Origin of the sequence: Kroppenstedtia guangzhouensis (assembly GCF_014637345.1) — a bacterium.
Classification (GTDB): domain Bacteria; phylum Bacillota; class Bacilli; order Thermoactinomycetales; family DSM-45169; genus Kroppenstedtia; species Kroppenstedtia guangzhouensis.
Window position 1 is genome coordinate 58,933 of record NZ_BMEX01000001.1, and the last position, 16,190, is coordinate 75,122.

Annotated in this window: 17 protein-coding genes; 10 read left to right on the top strand and 7 right to left on the bottom strand. The window is 51.7% G+C overall.

Annotated features, from left to right (window positions below):
* Positions 1-10: 10 nt before the first annotated feature.
* Genes IEV46_RS00450 through IEV46_RS00460 form a run of 3 tightly spaced genes read right to left on the bottom strand, consistent with a single transcriptional unit; the run spans position 11 to position 1,571 of the window.
* A complete protein-coding gene (locus IEV46_RS00450) occupies positions 11-196 on the bottom strand; it encodes a YezD family protein (protein ID WP_188428686.1) in 186 nt (61 codons plus the stop codon).
* Positions 193-636: an RrF2 family transcriptional regulator gene (locus IEV46_RS00455; protein WP_188428688.1), complete on the bottom strand. Its 444-nt coding sequence runs from the start codon at positions 634-636 to the stop codon at positions 193-195. Before IEV46_RS00455 ends, IEV46_RS00450 begins: the two co-directional genes overlap by 4 nt.
* Positions 633-1,571: a sulfite exporter TauE/SafE family protein gene (locus tag IEV46_RS00460; protein ID WP_188428690.1), complete on the bottom strand. Its 939-nt coding sequence runs from the start codon at positions 1,569-1,571 to the stop codon at positions 633-635. Before IEV46_RS00460 ends, IEV46_RS00455 begins: the two co-directional genes overlap by 4 nt.
* Before the next feature lie 712 nt (positions 1,572-2,283).
* Between IEV46_RS00460 and IEV46_RS00465 the strand changes: the two genes are divergently transcribed.
* Together IEV46_RS00465 and IEV46_RS00470 are read left to right on the top strand one after the other, a co-directional pair.
* Entirely contained in the window at positions 2,284-2,778 is a 495-nt protein-coding gene (locus IEV46_RS00465; RefSeq protein ID WP_188428692.1) for a DUF4309 domain-containing protein, read from the top strand.
* 662 nt (positions 2,779-3,440) lie between these two features.
* The gene (locus tag IEV46_RS00470) at positions 3,441-3,980 is read left to right on the top strand and encodes a phosphatase PAP2 family protein (RefSeq protein WP_188428694.1); all 540 of its coding nucleotides are present in this window, start codon (positions 3,441-3,443) and stop codon (positions 3,978-3,980) included.
* Here the strand turns inward: IEV46_RS00470 and dinB are convergent.
* Together dinB and IEV46_RS00480 are read right to left on the bottom strand one after the other, a co-directional pair.
* A complete protein-coding gene (gene dinB / locus IEV46_RS00475; RefSeq protein WP_229735781.1) occupies positions 3,973-5,193 on the bottom strand; it encodes a DNA polymerase IV in 1,221 nt (406 codons plus the stop codon). The two genes, IEV46_RS00470 and dinB, sit on opposite strands and share 8 nt — an antisense overlap.
* A gap of 116 nt (positions 5,194-5,309) precedes the next feature.
* The gene (locus IEV46_RS00480) at positions 5,310-5,726 is read right to left on the bottom strand and encodes a DUF1885 family protein (RefSeq protein ID WP_229735783.1); all 417 of its coding nucleotides are present in this window, start codon (positions 5,724-5,726) and stop codon (positions 5,310-5,312) included.
* 280 nt (positions 5,727-6,006) lie between these two features.
* Between IEV46_RS00480 and IEV46_RS00485 the strand changes: the two genes are divergently transcribed.
* The 6 genes from IEV46_RS00485 (at position 6,007) to IEV46_RS00510 (ending at position 11,791) form a co-directional block, all read left to right on the top strand.
* Complete coding sequence (locus tag IEV46_RS00485) at positions 6,007-6,447, top strand: hypothetical protein (protein ID WP_188428697.1); 441 nt, start codon at positions 6,007-6,009, stop codon at positions 6,445-6,447.
* A 375-nt stretch (positions 6,448-6,822) separates the two neighbouring features.
* Entirely contained in the window at positions 6,823-6,942 is a 120-nt protein-coding gene (locus IEV46_RS00490) for a GapA-binding peptide SR1P (protein WP_188428699.1), read from the top strand.
* 141 nt (positions 6,943-7,083) lie between these two features.
* On the top strand, positions 7,084-8,118 hold the full coding sequence (locus IEV46_RS00495) for an extracellular solute-binding protein (RefSeq protein WP_188428701.1): 1,035 nt from the start codon (positions 7,084-7,086) through the stop codon (positions 8,116-8,118).
* Positions 8,119-8,128: 10 nt separating this feature from the next.
* A complete protein-coding gene (locus IEV46_RS00500) occupies positions 8,129-9,268 on the top strand; it encodes an ABC transporter ATP-binding protein (protein WP_188428703.1) in 1,140 nt (379 codons plus the stop codon).
* The gene (locus IEV46_RS00505) at positions 9,265-10,986 is read left to right on the top strand and encodes an ABC transporter permease (protein ID WP_229735785.1); all 1,722 of its coding nucleotides are present in this window, start codon (positions 9,265-9,267) and stop codon (positions 10,984-10,986) included. Before IEV46_RS00500 ends, IEV46_RS00505 begins: the two co-directional genes overlap by 4 nt.
* A 19-nt stretch (positions 10,987-11,005) precedes the next feature.
* Positions 11,006-11,791 (top strand): HAD-IIA family hydrolase, encoded by a 786-nt coding sequence (locus IEV46_RS00510; protein WP_188428705.1) that lies wholly within the window; start codon positions 11,006-11,008, stop codon positions 11,789-11,791.
* Between the two features lie 62 nt (positions 11,792-11,853).
* Here IEV46_RS00510 and IEV46_RS00515 read toward each other — a convergent pair whose 3' ends face one another.
* On the bottom strand, positions 11,854-13,314 hold the full coding sequence (locus tag IEV46_RS00515) for an aminotransferase class I/II-fold pyridoxal phosphate-dependent enzyme (protein ID WP_188428707.1): 1,461 nt from the start codon (positions 13,312-13,314) through the stop codon (positions 11,854-11,856).
* Positions 13,315-13,433: 119 nt separating this feature from the next.
* On the bottom strand, positions 13,434-14,060 hold the full coding sequence (locus IEV46_RS00520) for a YktB family protein (protein ID WP_188428709.1): 627 nt from the start codon (positions 14,058-14,060) through the stop codon (positions 13,434-13,436).
* A gap of 279 nt (positions 14,061-14,339) precedes the next feature.
* Between IEV46_RS00520 and IEV46_RS00525 the strand changes: the two genes are divergently transcribed.
* A complete protein-coding gene (locus IEV46_RS00525) occupies positions 14,340-14,537 on the top strand; it encodes a YkzI domain-containing protein (protein ID WP_229735787.1) in 198 nt (65 codons plus the stop codon).
* Positions 14,538-14,671: 134 nt separating this feature from the next.
* Entirely contained in the window at positions 14,672-16,171 is a 1,500-nt protein-coding gene (locus IEV46_RS00530) for a leucyl aminopeptidase (protein WP_188428711.1), read from the top strand.
* Positions 16,172-16,190 lie beyond the last annotated feature (19 nt).

Sequence of the window (16,190 nt, forward strand, 5' to 3'; positions counted from 1 at the left end):
GCAGCCTTCTTCATTTTTGTCTCCCCTTGATCCGTTTTGACTCGGTGGAGGCAAGGGGAAAGCGGTGCTTTTCGGTTCGATCGATCTGAACAATGTTTGTGTCGTGAACGGTAATTAATACGGATCCGTATTCCAGACCCTTCAGTGCTTTGATGATTTCTTCAACCTGTTTCTGAGAGACGGTAGCATCATTCATTTTATTCCAAAACTCTCCTTTCTGACGGTTTGAACTCGTTGTTGTTGCAGGTCATCCAGGGTGGTGTTCTCCAAGAGGTGAGCCACTGTATCCCGAATCAGAGCCCAAAGAGGCTTTAGCAGGCACCCTTTTTCCAGGGGACAGGGATCGTAAGCCGTTACGCTAACGCATCCCATCGGTGCCAAGGGACCTTCCAACTGGCGAATCACTTCCCCGATCACAATCTGGTCAGCAGACATCCGTAGGGAATATCCTCCCTGTACCCCCCGCTTGCTCTTTACATAACCAAGTTTTTTTAGATGCAGAAGGATTTGTTCCATATAGCTGATTGGAACAAGGGTTTGTTCGGAGATTTCAGATATGGGCATTCGTTCATCGGGCCTCTGACCCAAAATGATGAGCGCGCGTAGTGCGTATTCGCCTCTGGTGGATACTTTCATCTCCCCTGCCTCCTCCTTCTGTTGATGAAATTTTTTTCCGGCAATATGTCTTCTTTGTTCCAAGTCACTCCTTTATTTTGGCCGTTCTTTTTCCATACCGCCAATGCGACGCTTCCCGCCCAAATCAGGGAGAGAACGACATAAACTGGAGTATGCCAGAAAGAGGGAATCCATTCAAAGCTGTCCAACAAGGTCTTGGAATTGGTCATGATGATTAACCCGCCGACCAGGACACCCAACAAACGTGAAGGAAGGATCCGGACCAGCCAAGCTGCGATTGGAGCGGCAAACACTCCACCGATCATCAGCACTGCAACCCAGGTCCAGTGGATATTGCCCCAACCCAAGGAAATCAAAAAACCGAGGGTGGCCGAAACTGCAATGAAAAATTCACTCGTATCGACGGATCCGATGACTTTTCTCGGTTCCATCCTTTTGCGACTGAGGAGAATCGGAGTGGCTATAGGCCCCCATCCACCTCCTCCGGTGGAGTCCACAAATCCGGCTATCAAGCCCAGCGAGACGAGAAAACGCCGTTTAGGTTTTCTTAATTTTTGGGTAATTTCGGTTTTCCTGAAGAGAAACCGACACAGAACGTAAAAGCCAAGAATGAGCAGAAATAAAGCCACATAGGGCTTCGCCAAATTCCCAGGAATGCTGCCAAGCAAGCAGGCACCGGCAAAAGCACCGATCGAACCGGGAATGATCAAATTTTTCACCACTGTCTTATCCACATTTCCAAACTTCCAATGGGAGATTCCAGAAGCGGCTGTTGTGACCACTTCAGCCATATGGACAGAGGCCGACGCCACTGCAGGCGCAATACCAAACAAAAGCAACAGCGAAGTTGAAGTCAGACCGTAAGCCATGCCCAAAGCTCCGTCAACCAGCTGGGCGGCAAAACCGACCAACGCAAGCACAATCAATTTTCGCATAGTTCTTCCTCCAAATCGTTAAGTAGTCAGTGTCTAAGCGATAATGTTGAGTAAGTTGAGTCATATAGTCGAGATTCATCAGTGATAATGCATGATATGATGAAGGAATCATGAGCGTTCCATATCGGAGAGAAATACAAATGGGATCGTCCCTAAGAACAAATCGGACGGTTTCACGTAACTCTGGGGCCACTCTATGTAATTGAATTCACCGAAAATAATATTGATTATATTGATGGATTTAGTCGACATTTAGCGCACGCAGAGGCAGGGTATGCGCGTAGATATATTACAATTCCTATCCATTTACTTGGTTTTGAAATATCTTACTACCCTCTGTTACCGGATGTCAACCATAAGAGCCCAAATATTTTTGCATCAATAATTGTTGTCTCATTAGGGTACTCATTTGGTGTTAGTTAGGCGTGTTGATTAGCCATATTTTGGGTGGGGAGATCGTGTTCTACCACGCTCCGGCTGCCATCCAGCAAGGAAGTAATGACTGGCCGCTCCAAATCTTCCGTTCGGACAGGGGCAAAGCCTTACGGAAAAATCAACAGCCTTGGGTGTTAGTATTTTGGCGAAGAAACATATAAAAGTACTTAGTGAGCATGATCACCGTTTGTTGATCCGGGGGCAAGATTTTCAGTTGGATCAAGGTGTTACTTTGTAATTAGAATAGATTGGGGCGGAGGAAGGGGGGCGTCAAACAATGCCCAAATTTTTCTATCTGTTTATGATCGTATTTTTTTGTATGCTGAATACCTCTTGTGTGCAATCTGATTTTGAGGAAACTGGAAAGCACCAAGAAGGTTTTGTGATCTTAGATGAGAAAACGATTCGATTATTCAATGAAGGAAAAGTAAAGGGTATTCCATTCCCCTTGCATCAATTTCCTGTTGAACAGGTCACTGAAAAGTGGGGAAAACCCAATGAACAACTGGATCACGAAGATATTCAAGTTTATATTTATAAGAAAGATGGGCAAAAAATTTTGTTCACAGTAGATGAAACCGATACAGTAACTTACTATGAGATCAAAATGAATATGAGTTTGGAAGAAGTGAATCAAAAACTGGGTGGCCGTTATAATGTAAAACCGACAACTTACAGGACTTTAACATACCCGATGGGCAGATATGAGCTCCGTGTACGTCGGATCGCAGACGATCAAGTGATGATGATTTTGAAAGACCCGACAAACTAACATGATGAGTAAATCATGGTTTAAACCCGATTCAGCATGGACTAATTAAAAATTGACCAGCAGATAGGGAGGAGCGGCCACACTATTTTCGATGAAGTTTCTTATTGATCATTAATACGGTTGGTGGCTGTCCTTGTTGCGTAGCAGATGTCAAGTCCCATGGCCGAATCTCTCTTTACTTCTGTCCAATGAACCACATTTTGACTACGCACTGCTGCCCTGAATTAGAGTTGTTTTAGTACGATTGACCGAGACGATGACTCTTGATAAACCGCATAACAGTGGGCTAAAATGAAATGGGGTGACTCGATCCAGACTGACACCGATGAAGTTATTGGTTAATCCCGGTACTTCTCACCAAAAACCTTTGGCACGGGAGGTACTTGGAAACCACTCGTAAAGAAGGCACGGCCTCCCCGTGCCTTCTTTGTGTCTGTCGCCTTTTTGGGACTGTGATAAAATGAGGGACGCAGGGTGGAACAGGTATTCTGCTTTTTTCTTTTTTGCAAACATCTTGGTTTGGAAACGTTGTGAAAAAGTCGTCACAGAGAGGGTTGGGTTTCACATGAAGCGTCTTTGGAGTGCGCGAAATGTGAAACCCACAATCCGACCGACCCGGCCGGCACTCATTGATAACGCTTTTAGGGAGGAGGGGAGGAATCATGAAGCGGCTGGCAGCCCGATTACAAAATGTGGATCATCGTTTTGTTTTTTATGTGAACCGGCAGTGGAAATGCAGGTTCATGGACTGGCTGATGTCCCGGGTGACTCATGTAGGAGGGGCGGGATTCACTCTGAGCTTCCTCCTGGCTTGGTTCGCCCTCCCGGTTTCCCCGATCCGGTATTGGGCGCTGGAGGGTCTGGTTTCCCTGGTCTCCAGTCACTTGGCGGTCCGGATGGGGAAACATTGTTGGCAACGGTTGAGGCCTTATCTTCAGCATTCTGATCTCCGAATGGTATCCAGTCCCCTGAATGACTACTCATTTCCCTCAGGTCATACTGCGGCGGCCTTTTCCCTTGCCCTGATCTGGATTTTTCATGTTCCCTGGCTTTCTGTTCTCCTCTTCCCCTTGGCGATGGCAGTTGGATTGTCCCGGATCTATCTGGGCTTGCACTATCCGACGGATGTGGTCGTGGGAGCCTGGTTGGGAACGATATTTGCCATGGGGACCCATTATCTGTTTGAATGGCTGGCTACATAAGATGACCGCCGATCTTTTCCGAGCGGTCCGCAAATACGCTGGCTCCGGACAGAGAGCGGGCCAGAAAGATACTGCGGGTGCCGAATTTTTCCCGGATTCCGTCCACAGCCTCGGCCAGTTTCTGTTCCTTTTCCCTGTCTTCAAACAGAGTGAGCTGAATTCCCCGGTCCGGTAGCAGATTGCCGAGGGTGATCCCGACGAGGCGGATCGGTTGCCCGGCCCAGTGGCGGTGAAAGAGCTCCATCGCTGTGCGAAACAGCGGACGCCCGAGGTTGGAAGGGTCCGGCATGGTGAGCGACCGGTGAACCGATCGGAAATCGGACCCCTTGAGGGTTAGCGAGAGAGTTCTCCCCGTGTATCCAGCTTTCCGGGCCCGCCCGGCCACTTCCTCCGCCAGCTCCCGGAGAACCAGACGAAGTTCCCCTTCTTCCGTGTAGTCCCGGGGGAGAGTAAATTGATGCCCGATGGATTTGCTCCCGTCGAGGGAGAAGGGATCCACCGGGCTGTTGTCTATCCCGTGGGCGGATTGATGGAGCACGCGACCAATTACACCGAACCGGTGATGGAGAAGATCAGGGTCGGTTCGGGCCAGGTCGCCGATGGTTCGGATTCCCATCCGGTGAAAATGGAGCTCCATTCGGCTTCCGACCCCGAACAGCTCAATAACGGGAAGAGGCCACAAGCGCCTGGGGACATCCTTTTGGGTCAACAGGGTCAACCCTCGGGGTTTTTTCAAGCCAGCAGCCATTTTGGCGAGAAGTTTGTTGGGACCGATGCCAATGGAACAGTGGATGCCCGTTTCAGAGTGGATGCGGTGTCGGATCTTCCGGGCGGCTGTAATTCCGTCCCCGAAGAGGGCTTCGCAACCGGTCATCTCGATAAAGGCTTCGTCAATGGAGAAGGGCTCCACCTGGGGGGAGTATTGTTTCAGAATATCGATGATCCGCACGGAAACCTGAACGTAGGTGGACATCCGGGGGCGGACCAACTGGGCGGAGGGACAAAGTTCTTTTGCCCGGGAGACCGGCATTCCCGTCTTCACACCCAGGGCTTTGGCCTCATAGGAAGCGGCCAGCACAATCCCGTGGCGACGTTCAGGATCCCCGCAGACGATGACTGGTTGCTTCCGTAGTGTCGGATCGAGTGCCTGTTCCACACTGGCGTAAAAAGCGTTCATGTCAGCCAGCAACACGATTCGTTCCCCAGTTTCCACCCGGATCCCCTCCTTACATCTCGAACCTGTGTTCTTATTATCAGGATATCCTCCTGCGGCGGAAAAGAAAAGAGGAAAAAAAAGGAACGGGAAACACCATCCGAAAACGGATGGTGTCACGGTTTGCGAGGATTGAAATACATGACGCGGCCGTTGAACAGATGCAGCTCGGCTGCAAATGATTTAGCCAGAAAACGGCAAAACTCATTCGCTTTGGCGTAATCTCCATGAGTGGCCCCATCGGGAACCACGACCTGAATCGAGGGAGTAGATGCGGCTGCCTCTTCTTTGCCGGGATCCATCCCGATCAAGAGATATTTGTACAAGCGGGACTCCTTTCCTTTCAGCAGCAACCAATGATTGCCGTCGGACGTCTTCTTCTCCTTTACAGAATAGGGGAAAGCGGCGGAAGCATAATCCCAATCCAGCTGTTCCCCTGTACGAGAGGTATGATCAATGAGATGATCCAGTTTCTCTTTCACCTCATCCAGGCTGACTGTTTGGGTCAACTTGATGTAAGCGCTTTTACTCAAGTGTTCACCTCCTGAAAAATACATCAAGGTTCTGATAAAAGTGACACTCCCTATGTTAGCATGTTTGAGAATAAATGGACAGAAGGGTGGGAATATTGATACGGACTGAAATCGAATTTTAATATTTTTTCCATAAAATATTTATTCACGGAGAGAGGAAAAAGGAGAGCATGCGTTGAAGTACTGTTTCGAACAATGTTTTGACAAGAGAAGTACGTTGAGTGGGGCGAAAGATTATGCTACACTGTGGTTTACTCCAATAATGGGGGATGGATCGGAAATGCGAAAAGCAGATCTTCTGGACGAAATCCGGGCGGAAATCGGCGTGGTATCGGATCGGCTGGGAGGATCCATCGAACGGTTGTATCGGTTTGTACCGCAGGTTCTGTATGAAAAGGTGTCTGCCTATCGTTACGTCGGGGTGTACCTTACATCCGGATATCAGTTCACAGAGTTTTACGGCGCCGGTTGTTACTCTCTGATGACGGTGGTCCCCTTTGGTTGCGGCCTTCACAGTGTGGCTGCCGCCCGAGGAGGGGTGGTGCGTGAACAGACGGGGGATCAGGTAGAGGTTTATGTTCCCTTTTATCGTGGACATCATCTGATCGGGGAATTGGTCGTCGTGGGCACACCGGTCCGCAGTGTGGACGAGGAGGATATCGCCCTTTTTTGCGAAATTGCTTCCCTCCTTGAAACCAAGGTGGAAGAGTGTAATTCCTGATCCTTATCAGGGGGAGGCCTTCTGATGAGGATCAGGAAGGGGACCTTCGAATCCAAAATTCCGAATAGTATGAATCCGACGGGAGACCTCCCCTTCCCAGGAAGAGAGCCATTTGGAGCTCTGTACGTTTGTGCAAAAAGTTGAGGAGGAGAAGTATTTCCCTTCCCTTGAAAAATATGATTTCTGTCCCCACCAGCGATGCGAAGGCGGAATCAGGAATAGGATTAACCGGCGAGTAAGCCGGATTTTTTATCGTCAAATGATGAACCGGAGTTCACAAGTTGACGCTAATTGTATATCCTAATATAATAAATGTGCCATATTATTTGAGGGTTTCAGATCGAATCCGCTTTTTGGAGGGGGATATCAAATCCGATGGAAGCGATCATATGTCAAACCTGTGATGAGATCATAACCTATGTGGACAGTGAAAAAAGCGGAACCCTGTACGGAACATGTCCGGGGTGCTCCGAACCGAGTACCGACGAAGAATAACAGAAAGTGAGATCGCCGCGGCGGATACCGCGGTTTTTTAGTGCTTTCGCAAAAGCATAAACCGTGGGAATGGATCATCAAATAAGGATAGGGCAAGTTTCGGTCTGTCTGGATAAAACTGGGCTTACGGAGGGGCAGAAAATGAAAAAGAGAAGAAGGTGGAGTCTCGTCTGGATCCCGATGCTGGTGGTCGTAATCGGCCTGGCGGGATGTGCAGGTGGCGCAGGGGCAGGAGGGGCGAAGGGGAAGATCACTTTATATTCCCCGGAGACTCCGGATATGTCCAAGGAAATCGGTCAAGCTTACGAAAAGGCGAACCCCGGCTCCAAGGTGGATGTTCAATACGGTGGAACCAACGTGATTGTGAACCGACTCATCGCGGAAAAGGATCGCCCCATGGGAGACCTATGGTACGGCGGGGGTGGATTCCTTCCCTTTGAAACAGCCAAAGAAAAAGAAATTGTCACCGCGTACAAACCCGACTTCGCCAAGGATTGGCCGATGGAGAAAAACGGTATCCAAATCCGGGATGAAGATTGGAAATGGGTGGGAACCGAGGTGTTTGTTCTGGGGTTTATCTACAACACGGATAAAGTGAAAAAGAACGAAGTTCCCCGAACTTGGGATGATCTGCTAGACCCCCGTTGGAAAGGGAAGTTACAAATGTCCAATCCCGCCGCTTCCGGCACAGCCACATTGACAGTGATGAGCCGGATGATGGAATTGGGAGAAAAAGAAGGGTGGGAATATTTCCGCAAATTGGTGGATCAAGCTGATGCTTTTCCCGACTCCGGTTTAGGACCCTCTCAGGCAGTGGCCAAAGGGGAGGCGGAAATCGGTGTGGCTTTTGACTTTATGGCATATGAGATGAAAGCTCGGGGAGAAAAGGTGGATTTTGTGGTTCCGGAGAAGACGCCGATTCTGGTCAACCCTGTCGCCCTGGTGAAGGGTGGACCCAATCCCGAAGGTGGAAAAGCGATGATTGATTATCTTTTGTCCAAAGAAGGGCAGGAATTGTTGGCCAAATGGTACCATATTCCGATTCGGGAAGATGTCAAATCTCAAACCCCCCTCACCTTGAAAAAGGTGATGCCTCATGCCCAAAAGCTGGATGTGGATTGGGCCGTGAACAATTACGACCGGATCCGGAATGAGTGGCGTAAAAAATTTGAGTGAGGGGTGCCCCATGGAGTTTGTTTCCATTCAAAAACTAAGCAAAAGTTATGCCGGGGTCAATGCCCTGGAGGACGTCAATCTGGAGATCCGGGAAGGTGAGCTGTTCGCCCTCCTGGGTCCCTCCGGATGTGGAAAAACAACGACCATGCGTTGTATTGCCGGGTTTGAGGAACCCACTTCCGGCATTATTCGGATCGGCGGGAAAGATATCCGGGGGATCCCGGCTCACCGGCGAAACTGTGGAATGGTTTTTCAGAGTTATGCGTTGTTTCCCCATCTGACCGTGTTTGAAAATGTGGCCTATCCCCTGAACCTGCGGCGATTTTACAGGGAAGGACCCGTGACGAAGCTGGGAGTTTTGGCAGGGATGATCAGTCGCAGGTGGACCCGGACACCGCCGAAGATCAGAGAAAAAGTGGAGGAGACCTTGGAACTGGTGGAATTGAATCACCTGAAAGACCGTCTGCCGAACCAATTGTCCGGAGGACAGCAACAGCGGGTGGCATTGGCCCGGGCCATCATTATGGAACCTTCTCTGTTGCTGATGGATGAGCCTTTGTCCAATCTGGATAAGAAGCTGAGAGGGAGCATGCGAAAACTGATCTGCGATCTACAGAGAAAATTGGGGATAACAACGATTTTTGTCACCCATGATCAAGAGGAAGCGATGAGCATGGCGGATCGGATTGCAGTCATGAAGGAGGGGAGGGTGGTGCAGACAGATACACCTTCCCGCCTCTATAGTCGGCCGGCTACTACTTATGTGGCTGACTTTGTCGGTTCTTCCAACCTGTTTCAGGCCCGGGTGAAGGTTGAGGAACAAAGTGGAAACCGGCTTCTTTCCATCGGTTCCGGGCTGGATCTGGTAAGTGCCTTCACTCCCGATGGGGGAACCGCAGAGGTGTTGATCCGGCCGGAAAGTTTCTCTGTTTTTCCACGGGAGGGGGAGCTCTCACCGCCGGAGTCCAAAAACTGTTTGGAAGCCCGCGTGATTCGGTCGACATATCTCGGCTCCAAAGTTCGCTATGAGATGGAGACAAAAGGAACTTTCTTTCAGGTGGATGTGGTGTATACCGATGAGAAAACGCTTCTGGGTGAGGGAGACCCCGTATGGGTCACCTTGGAGCCGGAGCAGGTGGTGGTTTTGTGAGGGAGGGAAAAGTCAGAGAGAAGAATAAAACATGGAGCGGTGGGCTGGGGATATTAAAAATTATGATCCTCCTGTTTTTTATGATTTTCCTGATCCTCCCCTTGGTATCCATTCTGTTGGTCAGTTTTGTCGGGGAGCCGATCAATCTCCCGGGAAGTCTGGTGGACCCCCTGATCCGCTCGGCGACACTGGAGAAGATTTCTGAGTTTTCTCTGGTGGGTTATCAGAATCTTTGGCGAGATTCGCGGTATCTGTCAGCACTCATGAATAGTCTCAAACTGGCCACAGGGGTCTCCCTATGTGTGACGTTGTTGTGTCTGCCGATGGCCTATGCTTTCGCCCGGACCGATATGCCCTTTAAAAAAACATTTGCCGCGCTGGCCACGGTTCCTTTGGTGATGCCGACCTTTATCTCCTCCTATGCATTTATGCTGATGTTTGGACAGACGGGGTGGGTGAATCACCTGTGGCGAGCCCTGAGCGGGGAGGGAGTCCTGTTTGAAGTCCAGTCGATGCTGGGGATTATCTTGGTCCAGGTCTTCTTCTTCTTCCCCTATGCCCTGTGGCCGATGGTGGCGGCGTTCCGTGCCAGTGACTCCGCACTGGAAGAAGCTTCCCGCAACTTGGGGGCGAAAGGGGGGATCACCTTCCTGGGAGTAACTCTTCCGTTGGCGGGTCCGGGGATTTTATCCAGTATGCTGTTGGTATTCACCATCAGTTTCTCCGATTTTGGAACCCCGATTATCCTGGCTCCCAAGAATCTGAATTTGATTGTAGTGGAAGCTTACCGGGAGATTGCTGGTTTTTTCAATTGGACGGGGTCTGCCATCTTGACAGTGGTGATGGTGGGAGTGGCTGCACTTTTCTTCTGGTTGCAACGGTGGGTGATCCGTGGGAAGGAGTACGGCACCATATCGGGAAAGCCGATGGGATCCGGGGGGATGAAAGGGAAAGGCTTGAATCGATTTCTCTCCTTGTATACTCTGCTCGTTCTCCTGGTTCCCCTGCTGGCGGTCGGGTCCATCTTCCTTTCTTCCATCGCCACCACTTGGGGGCACGATGCACTTCCTGACGGATATACATTGAAACACTACGCCACCATCTTCAGCAACTCTTCCGGCAACATTCTCAACAGTCTGATCCTGGCGATGGGGGCTTTGCTGCTCAGTGTGGTGATCGCTGTATTTGTCTCTTGGTTTGTGGTGCGGAGAGGGTCGGTTTCCCTGGATTGGCTATCGTCGATTCCATTGGTTGTACCGGGAATTGCATTGGGGATTGCCCTGATCCAAACCTTCAACACTCCACCGTTGCAATTGACCGGGACGGCACTTCTCTTGGTGATTGCCTACACGATCCGTCGGATGCCTTATATGATTCGCTCCACAATGGGGACAATGATGGCGATCCGGCGCGATGTGGAGGAGGCATCGGTAAGTCTCGGAGCCTCTCCCTTCATGACCATGGCGACTGTGGTCGGGCCGTTGATGTTGCCGGGAATTATTGCCGGCGGGATCCTCGTTTTTGTGACGGTGATCAAGGAAACCAGCATCTCTATTCTGATGGCACCGACGGACTGGGCGCCGATGAGTTTGGCTGTTTTTCAGAACCTGCTTCGCGGGGAGTTTTACACTGCATCCGCCATGTCCATCGTGATCATCGTCTTGGTCATTCTCCTGCAAAACTTGGCCGGGAAGGTGACGCGGGACCAACTCTACTGAGGTGAAGGGAGAGGAGAGGATGAAACCGGGGGGATATATTTTTGATTTGGATGGGACGGTTTATCTCGGGGAACATCCCGTGCCGGGGGCGGATGCGGCGATCCGGGCTCTGCGGGCGAGAGGGGATCGGGTGCTTTTTCTCTCCAACAAACCGATTGCCCGCCGGGAGGAGTATGTGAGCAAACTGCGACGGATGGGCATTCCTGTCGAGTTGGAGGAGGTGGTTAACTCGTCTCTGGTGACCGCCCGATACTTTCAAAGGGTTTGTCGTTCCGGGGAGAAGGTGTTGGTGGTCGGCGAGGAGCCGATCCGGGAAGAGTTGTCGAAACACGGGGTCTTGTTGACGGAGGAACCGGCGGAGGCCCGTTATGTGTTATTGTCTTGGGATCGGGGATTCACCTATGACAAATTGAACCGGGTGTTTCAGGCATGGAAGCGAGGGGCGGAAATCGTTGCTTCCAACCCGGACCGAACCTGTCCCGTGGCCGGAGGGGAGCTGCCGGATACCGCCGCTTTGATCGGTGCGGTGGAAGCTGTGACCGGTCAACGGGTGGGGCGGGTGGTCGGTAAACCCTCTTCGCTGATGGCCCAAGCCGCCCTTTGCCATCTGGGTTTGAAACCGGCTCTCTGTTGGATGGTGGGGGACCGGTTGGAAACGGATATCCGAATGGCCCGGGAGAACGGACTGAGATCGGCGCTGGTCTTGACGGGGATCAGCACCCGCAGGGAGGCGGAGAGAAGTCCCTGGCGGCCGGATCGCATCCTTGACAGTATCGCCGAAGTGCCTCAGTTGACCTCACGATAAAAAGAGCGGGTCGGGGATTCCTTCCTCGAAAGGAGAAGGAGCATCCCGCCCGCTCATCTTTTTCAAAACTCTCTCAATACCCGGATCATACGGATTTCCGGATCTTCCGGCCCCTGTACGGGAAGGCCGGCATTCCGGTGCTCGATGATATACTGGAGGTTTTCTTCTGTGATCCGTTCTCCGGGAAGCAAGACGGGAATCCCCGGGGGATAGATCATGATAAACTCTGCGATGATCCGGCCGGCCGATTCCAAAAAGGGGACTGGTACGGTATCCCCATAGAAGGCATCCCGGGGAGAGACGGCGAGCACGGGAAGTTCCGGAATCCGGACCGGTTCGACCTTCCTTTGCCCTCCTGTGCAAAATTCCCGGGACAACCCCTCCAGTGCTTGCACCAAAGTATCGATGGATTCAGCAGAATCTCCGGGAGTTATCAGACACAGAATGTTGTACAGATCGGATAATTCCACCTCGATATTCCACTGTTCCCGAAGCCAAGTTTCCGCATCGTAGCCGGTGATGCCCAGACTGTGCAAATGGATGATCAACTTGGTTTCATCCATGGCATGGGTGGCTTCCCCGCCAAGGATCTCCCGGCCGACACAACGGAGACCGGGGATCTCATTGATTCTCCTTCTGGCAAGGTCCGCCAGCTGAAGTGCCTTCCCGATCCGCTCTTTGCCTTGGGTGGCCAGGTAACGCCGGGCTGTGTCCAGGGAAGCGAGAAGAAGGTAGGAAGTGGAAGTCGTGGTCAACATGCTGATTATTGTTTGCACCCGGCGGGGGGAGATGAGGCCTTCCCGGAGATTCAACACCGAACTTTGAGTGAGGGATCCTCCGAGCTTGTGTACACTGGTGGCGGCCATGTCAGCCCCGGCCTGCATGGCGGACAGTGGCAAATTCTCATGGAAGTGGGTATGCACTCCGTGGGCTTCATCCACCAGAACTGGAATTCCCCAGGAGTGGGCCAAGTCCACGATTTCTTCCAGATGGCAGGCGACCCCGAAGTATGTGGGGTTGATCAACAAGACCGCCTTGGTATCGGGATGAAGATTGAGCGCCTTTTCCACCCCTTGCCGGGTGACCCCGTGGGCGATTCCCAGCTCTTCGTCCATGACCGGATGGACAAAGACCGGGTGACCTCCCGCCAAGATCAAGGCGGAGAGAACGGATTTATGAACATTCCGGGGAACAATGATCTTATCTCCAGGACTGCAGACGGACATCACCATCGCCATGATGGCCCCGCTGGTCCCCTGCACGGAGAAGAAGGTGTGATCGGCACCGAAGGCTTCCGCTGCCAGATACTGAGCTTCCTGGATGACACCGTGGGGATGGTGCAGATCATCCAAAGGTTGAATGTTGATCAAATCGATGGATAAGGCTTGATCCCCCATGAACTGGCGAAATTCAGGGTCCATTCCCTTCCCTTTTTTATGTCCGGGAATATGAAACGGAAGGGGATTTTTCATGGCGTGTTTTTTGAGACAGGTGAATAAGGGAGTATGTGCTTGTTTGGACACGGCGGTTCTACCTTTCTGAACAAAATTCCATGAGGCACAGTATAGCAGATCGGACCGGGATTTAGAAAGGGGAAACAAAAAAGCCTTCCCGGAAGGGGAAGGAGACGGATCTGGCTTGTTCAAAGGGAGAGCCGGGCGAGGCGGTACAGATGTTCCAGTGAAGAAAATGTTTCCCGGATCACCTCTTTCAGCTGGGTACTGTCATGTACCTTGGGATCCTCCCGGCTTAACACCCGGCCACAAAGAAATTCGGCCTTTTTCACGTTCCGGAGTCGCTCCAGAGTCGCTTCCACCCCTTCCCTACCCAGTTCACTCAGGGGGTGAACTTCGGGGCGGGTGTGATCCTGGGAAAGGACAAAATCGGAAGGGAGTCCGGGAAGAATTTCATCCAGCTGTTCCAAAAGGTTTTGGGCAAATCCCGGTTTGTCGGGATATTCATAGATCAAGGCAAACATGGCAAAGAGTCCGGTTTCCCGGATTCCCACCTGAAAGTGGGGTTGGGATTTATACCCCCTTTTTTGAGGGGACCAGGCCACCCAGGTCTCATCGGGAGGATTTACTGTCCGCCGGGCATGTTTGGCTACATGGATGTACATCTCATCCCCGGTCAGGCGGGAGAGATAGGGAGCGATAGTTTCCCCGATTCCTTTCAATTTAGGGCGGATCCTCTCTTTCAATCCTTCCATCCGGGGTTTCAATCCCTTGATGGTGAATACGTCAAAATCTCTGTCCTCAAATCCCTGCATCCTGAATCCATCCTTTCGCCACCCTTCGTCCATTCTATATTAACACAATGAACCAGAAACCAAACGGCCCTTGGTGTGCAAATACCGTGACCCAAATCAGTTCGGTAACGTAAATTGATTAGAAAAAATATTCGATCAAGGAAATGGGTTTATTAACAGATGGAAGCGGGCATCCTGTAGCCAGAGTCAGCGGATGCCAAATGTTGGACATCGGTGAAGCTCCCATCAGCCCGGGTGGTGGGAAATTCAAACAAATACCAACCTATAAAGGGGTGCAGCGTGACCGTGGAAGATGTGATCAAGGCCTATCGTTGTCGGGAGCCGGAAAAGCGGATCCCTGTCCTCCGTCTCGAGTTGGATTACGAGCTGGCCCTGTTGCATGAGGCGATGGTCGAAAATAATCCCCACCTGGTGGATCAATGCAAATCCCGTCTGCGGGAACTTCGCCGGGAGATGATAATGTTGGAGGCATTGTAAAAAATAAAACAATTTAATAAAGAGGAACCTCACCAATCGTTGTCGAATGAAAAAAGTGTATCTTCATTTGGGAGATGCACTTTTTTATTTATGCATGAATCCGCGGAATAAACAAAGATGCGGGAGGGATTTTTATGGAGTGGAAAGTGACCAAGGAAGCGTTGACTTCGTTGGCGACGGACTGTTTGTTGGTGGTTCATACCCAGGGGGAAGAGGCCTTGAAAGGTTGCACCCAAGAGGTGGATGAAGCGTTGGATCACCGGATTTCCAGGCTGGTGACAGAGGGGGAGATCACGGGAAAACACGGGGAAGTGACACTGATTCACAATTGGGGAAAGATTCCCGCTAAAAGGCTCCTAGTATTGGGACTGGGCAAGAGTGGTGAAGTGGATTTGGACAAAGTGAAGAACGGGATGGCCATCGCCGCCCGCAAAGCGCGGGCCGCCGGAGTCAAACAACTGACGGTCGCCTGTTCCCAGACTCTGAACCACCGATGGAACCCGGCTGATTTGGTGCAGGCGGTGGTGGAAGGGTTTGAGTTGGGGGTTTATCGCTATCGGGGATATAAACAGGAGCGACAAGAGGAGGGATCCATCGAAACTGTCTGGTTGTCGATGCCGGGGGTGACCGATTCCGCTTTTGAAGCCGGTATTGAACGGGGACGTGTCTTTGCAGCCGCCACCAACACCGCCCGGGATCTCACCCATGAACCGGCCAACAAACTGACCCCCTCCATCCTGGCGGAACGGGCCTTGGAAATAGCGGATCGATATGGGATTGAGGCTGAGATATTGGATGAACAAAAACTGAATGAACTGGGCATGGATGCGCTCCTCGCAGTTTCCCGAGCCAGCACAGAGATGCCGCGCATGATTGTTCTCCACTACCGGGGAGCCCCGGAATCCAAGGAGATTCTTGGCTGGGTGGGCAAAGGAGTCACTTTTGATTCCGGCGGGATCCAAGTCAAGCCGGGACGGGGTATGGAGGAGATGAATGGGGATATGGCCGGTGCTGCCGCCGTGCTGGGAGCGATGCAGGCTGTTGGAGCCCTGAAGCCTCACTGCAACGTGACCGCCGTGATTCCCACCTGTGAAAATATGATCAACGGCAGCGGGTACCGGCCGGGGGATGTCATCTCTTCCTTCAGTGGGAAGACGATTGAAATCCAGCACACCGACGCGGAAGGCCGTCTGATTCTGGCCGACGGACTGGCATATGCCCGCCGTCTGGGGGCCACTTCCCTGGTCGATGTGGCCACTTTGACCGGCGCGGTGATCGTGGCTCTGGGATACACTGCCACCGGTTTGATGACCAATGAGGAGAATTGGGCGGAAGAGGTGAAAGCCGCAGCCCGCTTGGCCGGGGAAAAGATGTGGGAACTCCCCATGTTTGAAGAATACGGGGAATACCTGAAAAGTGAAGTGGCCGACCTGAAAAATGAAGGAGGGGCTCCTGCCGGTTCCATCCAAGGCGGGATGTTCCTGAAACATTTCGCCGGGGAGACCCCGTGGGTCCATCTCGATATCGCCGGGACGGCGGAATCGAAAAAAGAAAGTGGCATCCATCCCAAAGGATCCACCGGAGTGGCCGTCCGAACCCTCGCCCAGTTGGCGATGCGCTTTGCGGGCAAGTAAAATGTTTCCTCTCTTTTCA

Bases quoted from the DNA above. Each gene is read 5' to 3' on its own strand.
- IEV46_RS00450 (WP_188428686.1), bottom strand. From the start codon at position 196: ATGAATGATGCTACCGTCTCTCAGAAACAGGTTGAAGAAATCATCAAA.
- IEV46_RS00455 (WP_188428688.1), bottom strand. From the start codon at position 636: ATGAAAGTATCCACCAGAGGCGAATACGCACTACGCGCGCTCATCATT.
- IEV46_RS00460 (WP_188428690.1), bottom strand. From the start codon at position 1,571: ATGCGAAAATTGATTGTGCTTGCGTTGGTCGGTTTTGCCGCCCAGCTG.
- IEV46_RS00465 (WP_188428692.1), top strand. From the start codon at position 2,284: ATGCCCAAATTTTTCTATCTGTTTATGATCGTATTTTTTTGTATGCTG.
- IEV46_RS00470 (WP_188428694.1), top strand. From the start codon at position 3,441: ATGAAGCGGCTGGCAGCCCGATTACAAAATGTGGATCATCGTTTTGTT.
- IEV46_RS00485 (WP_188428697.1), top strand. From the start codon at position 6,007: ATGCGAAAAGCAGATCTTCTGGACGAAATCCGGGCGGAAATCGGCGTG.
- IEV46_RS00490 (WP_188428699.1), top strand. From the start codon at position 6,823: ATGGAAGCGATCATATGTCAAACCTGTGATGAGATCATAACCTATGTG.
- IEV46_RS00495 (WP_188428701.1), top strand. From the start codon at position 7,084: ATGAAAAAGAGAAGAAGGTGGAGTCTCGTCTGGATCCCGATGCTGGTG.
- IEV46_RS00500 (WP_188428703.1), top strand. From the start codon at position 8,129: ATGGAGTTTGTTTCCATTCAAAAACTAAGCAAAAGTTATGCCGGGGTC.
- IEV46_RS00510 (WP_188428705.1), top strand. From the start codon at position 11,006: ATGAAACCGGGGGGATATATTTTTGATTTGGATGGGACGGTTTATCTC.
- IEV46_RS00520 (WP_188428709.1), bottom strand. From the start codon at position 14,060: ATGCAGGGATTTGAGGACAGAGATTTTGACGTATTCACCATCAAGGGA.
- IEV46_RS00530 (WP_188428711.1), top strand. From the start codon at position 14,672: ATGGAGTGGAAAGTGACCAAGGAAGCGTTGACTTCGTTGGCGACGGAC.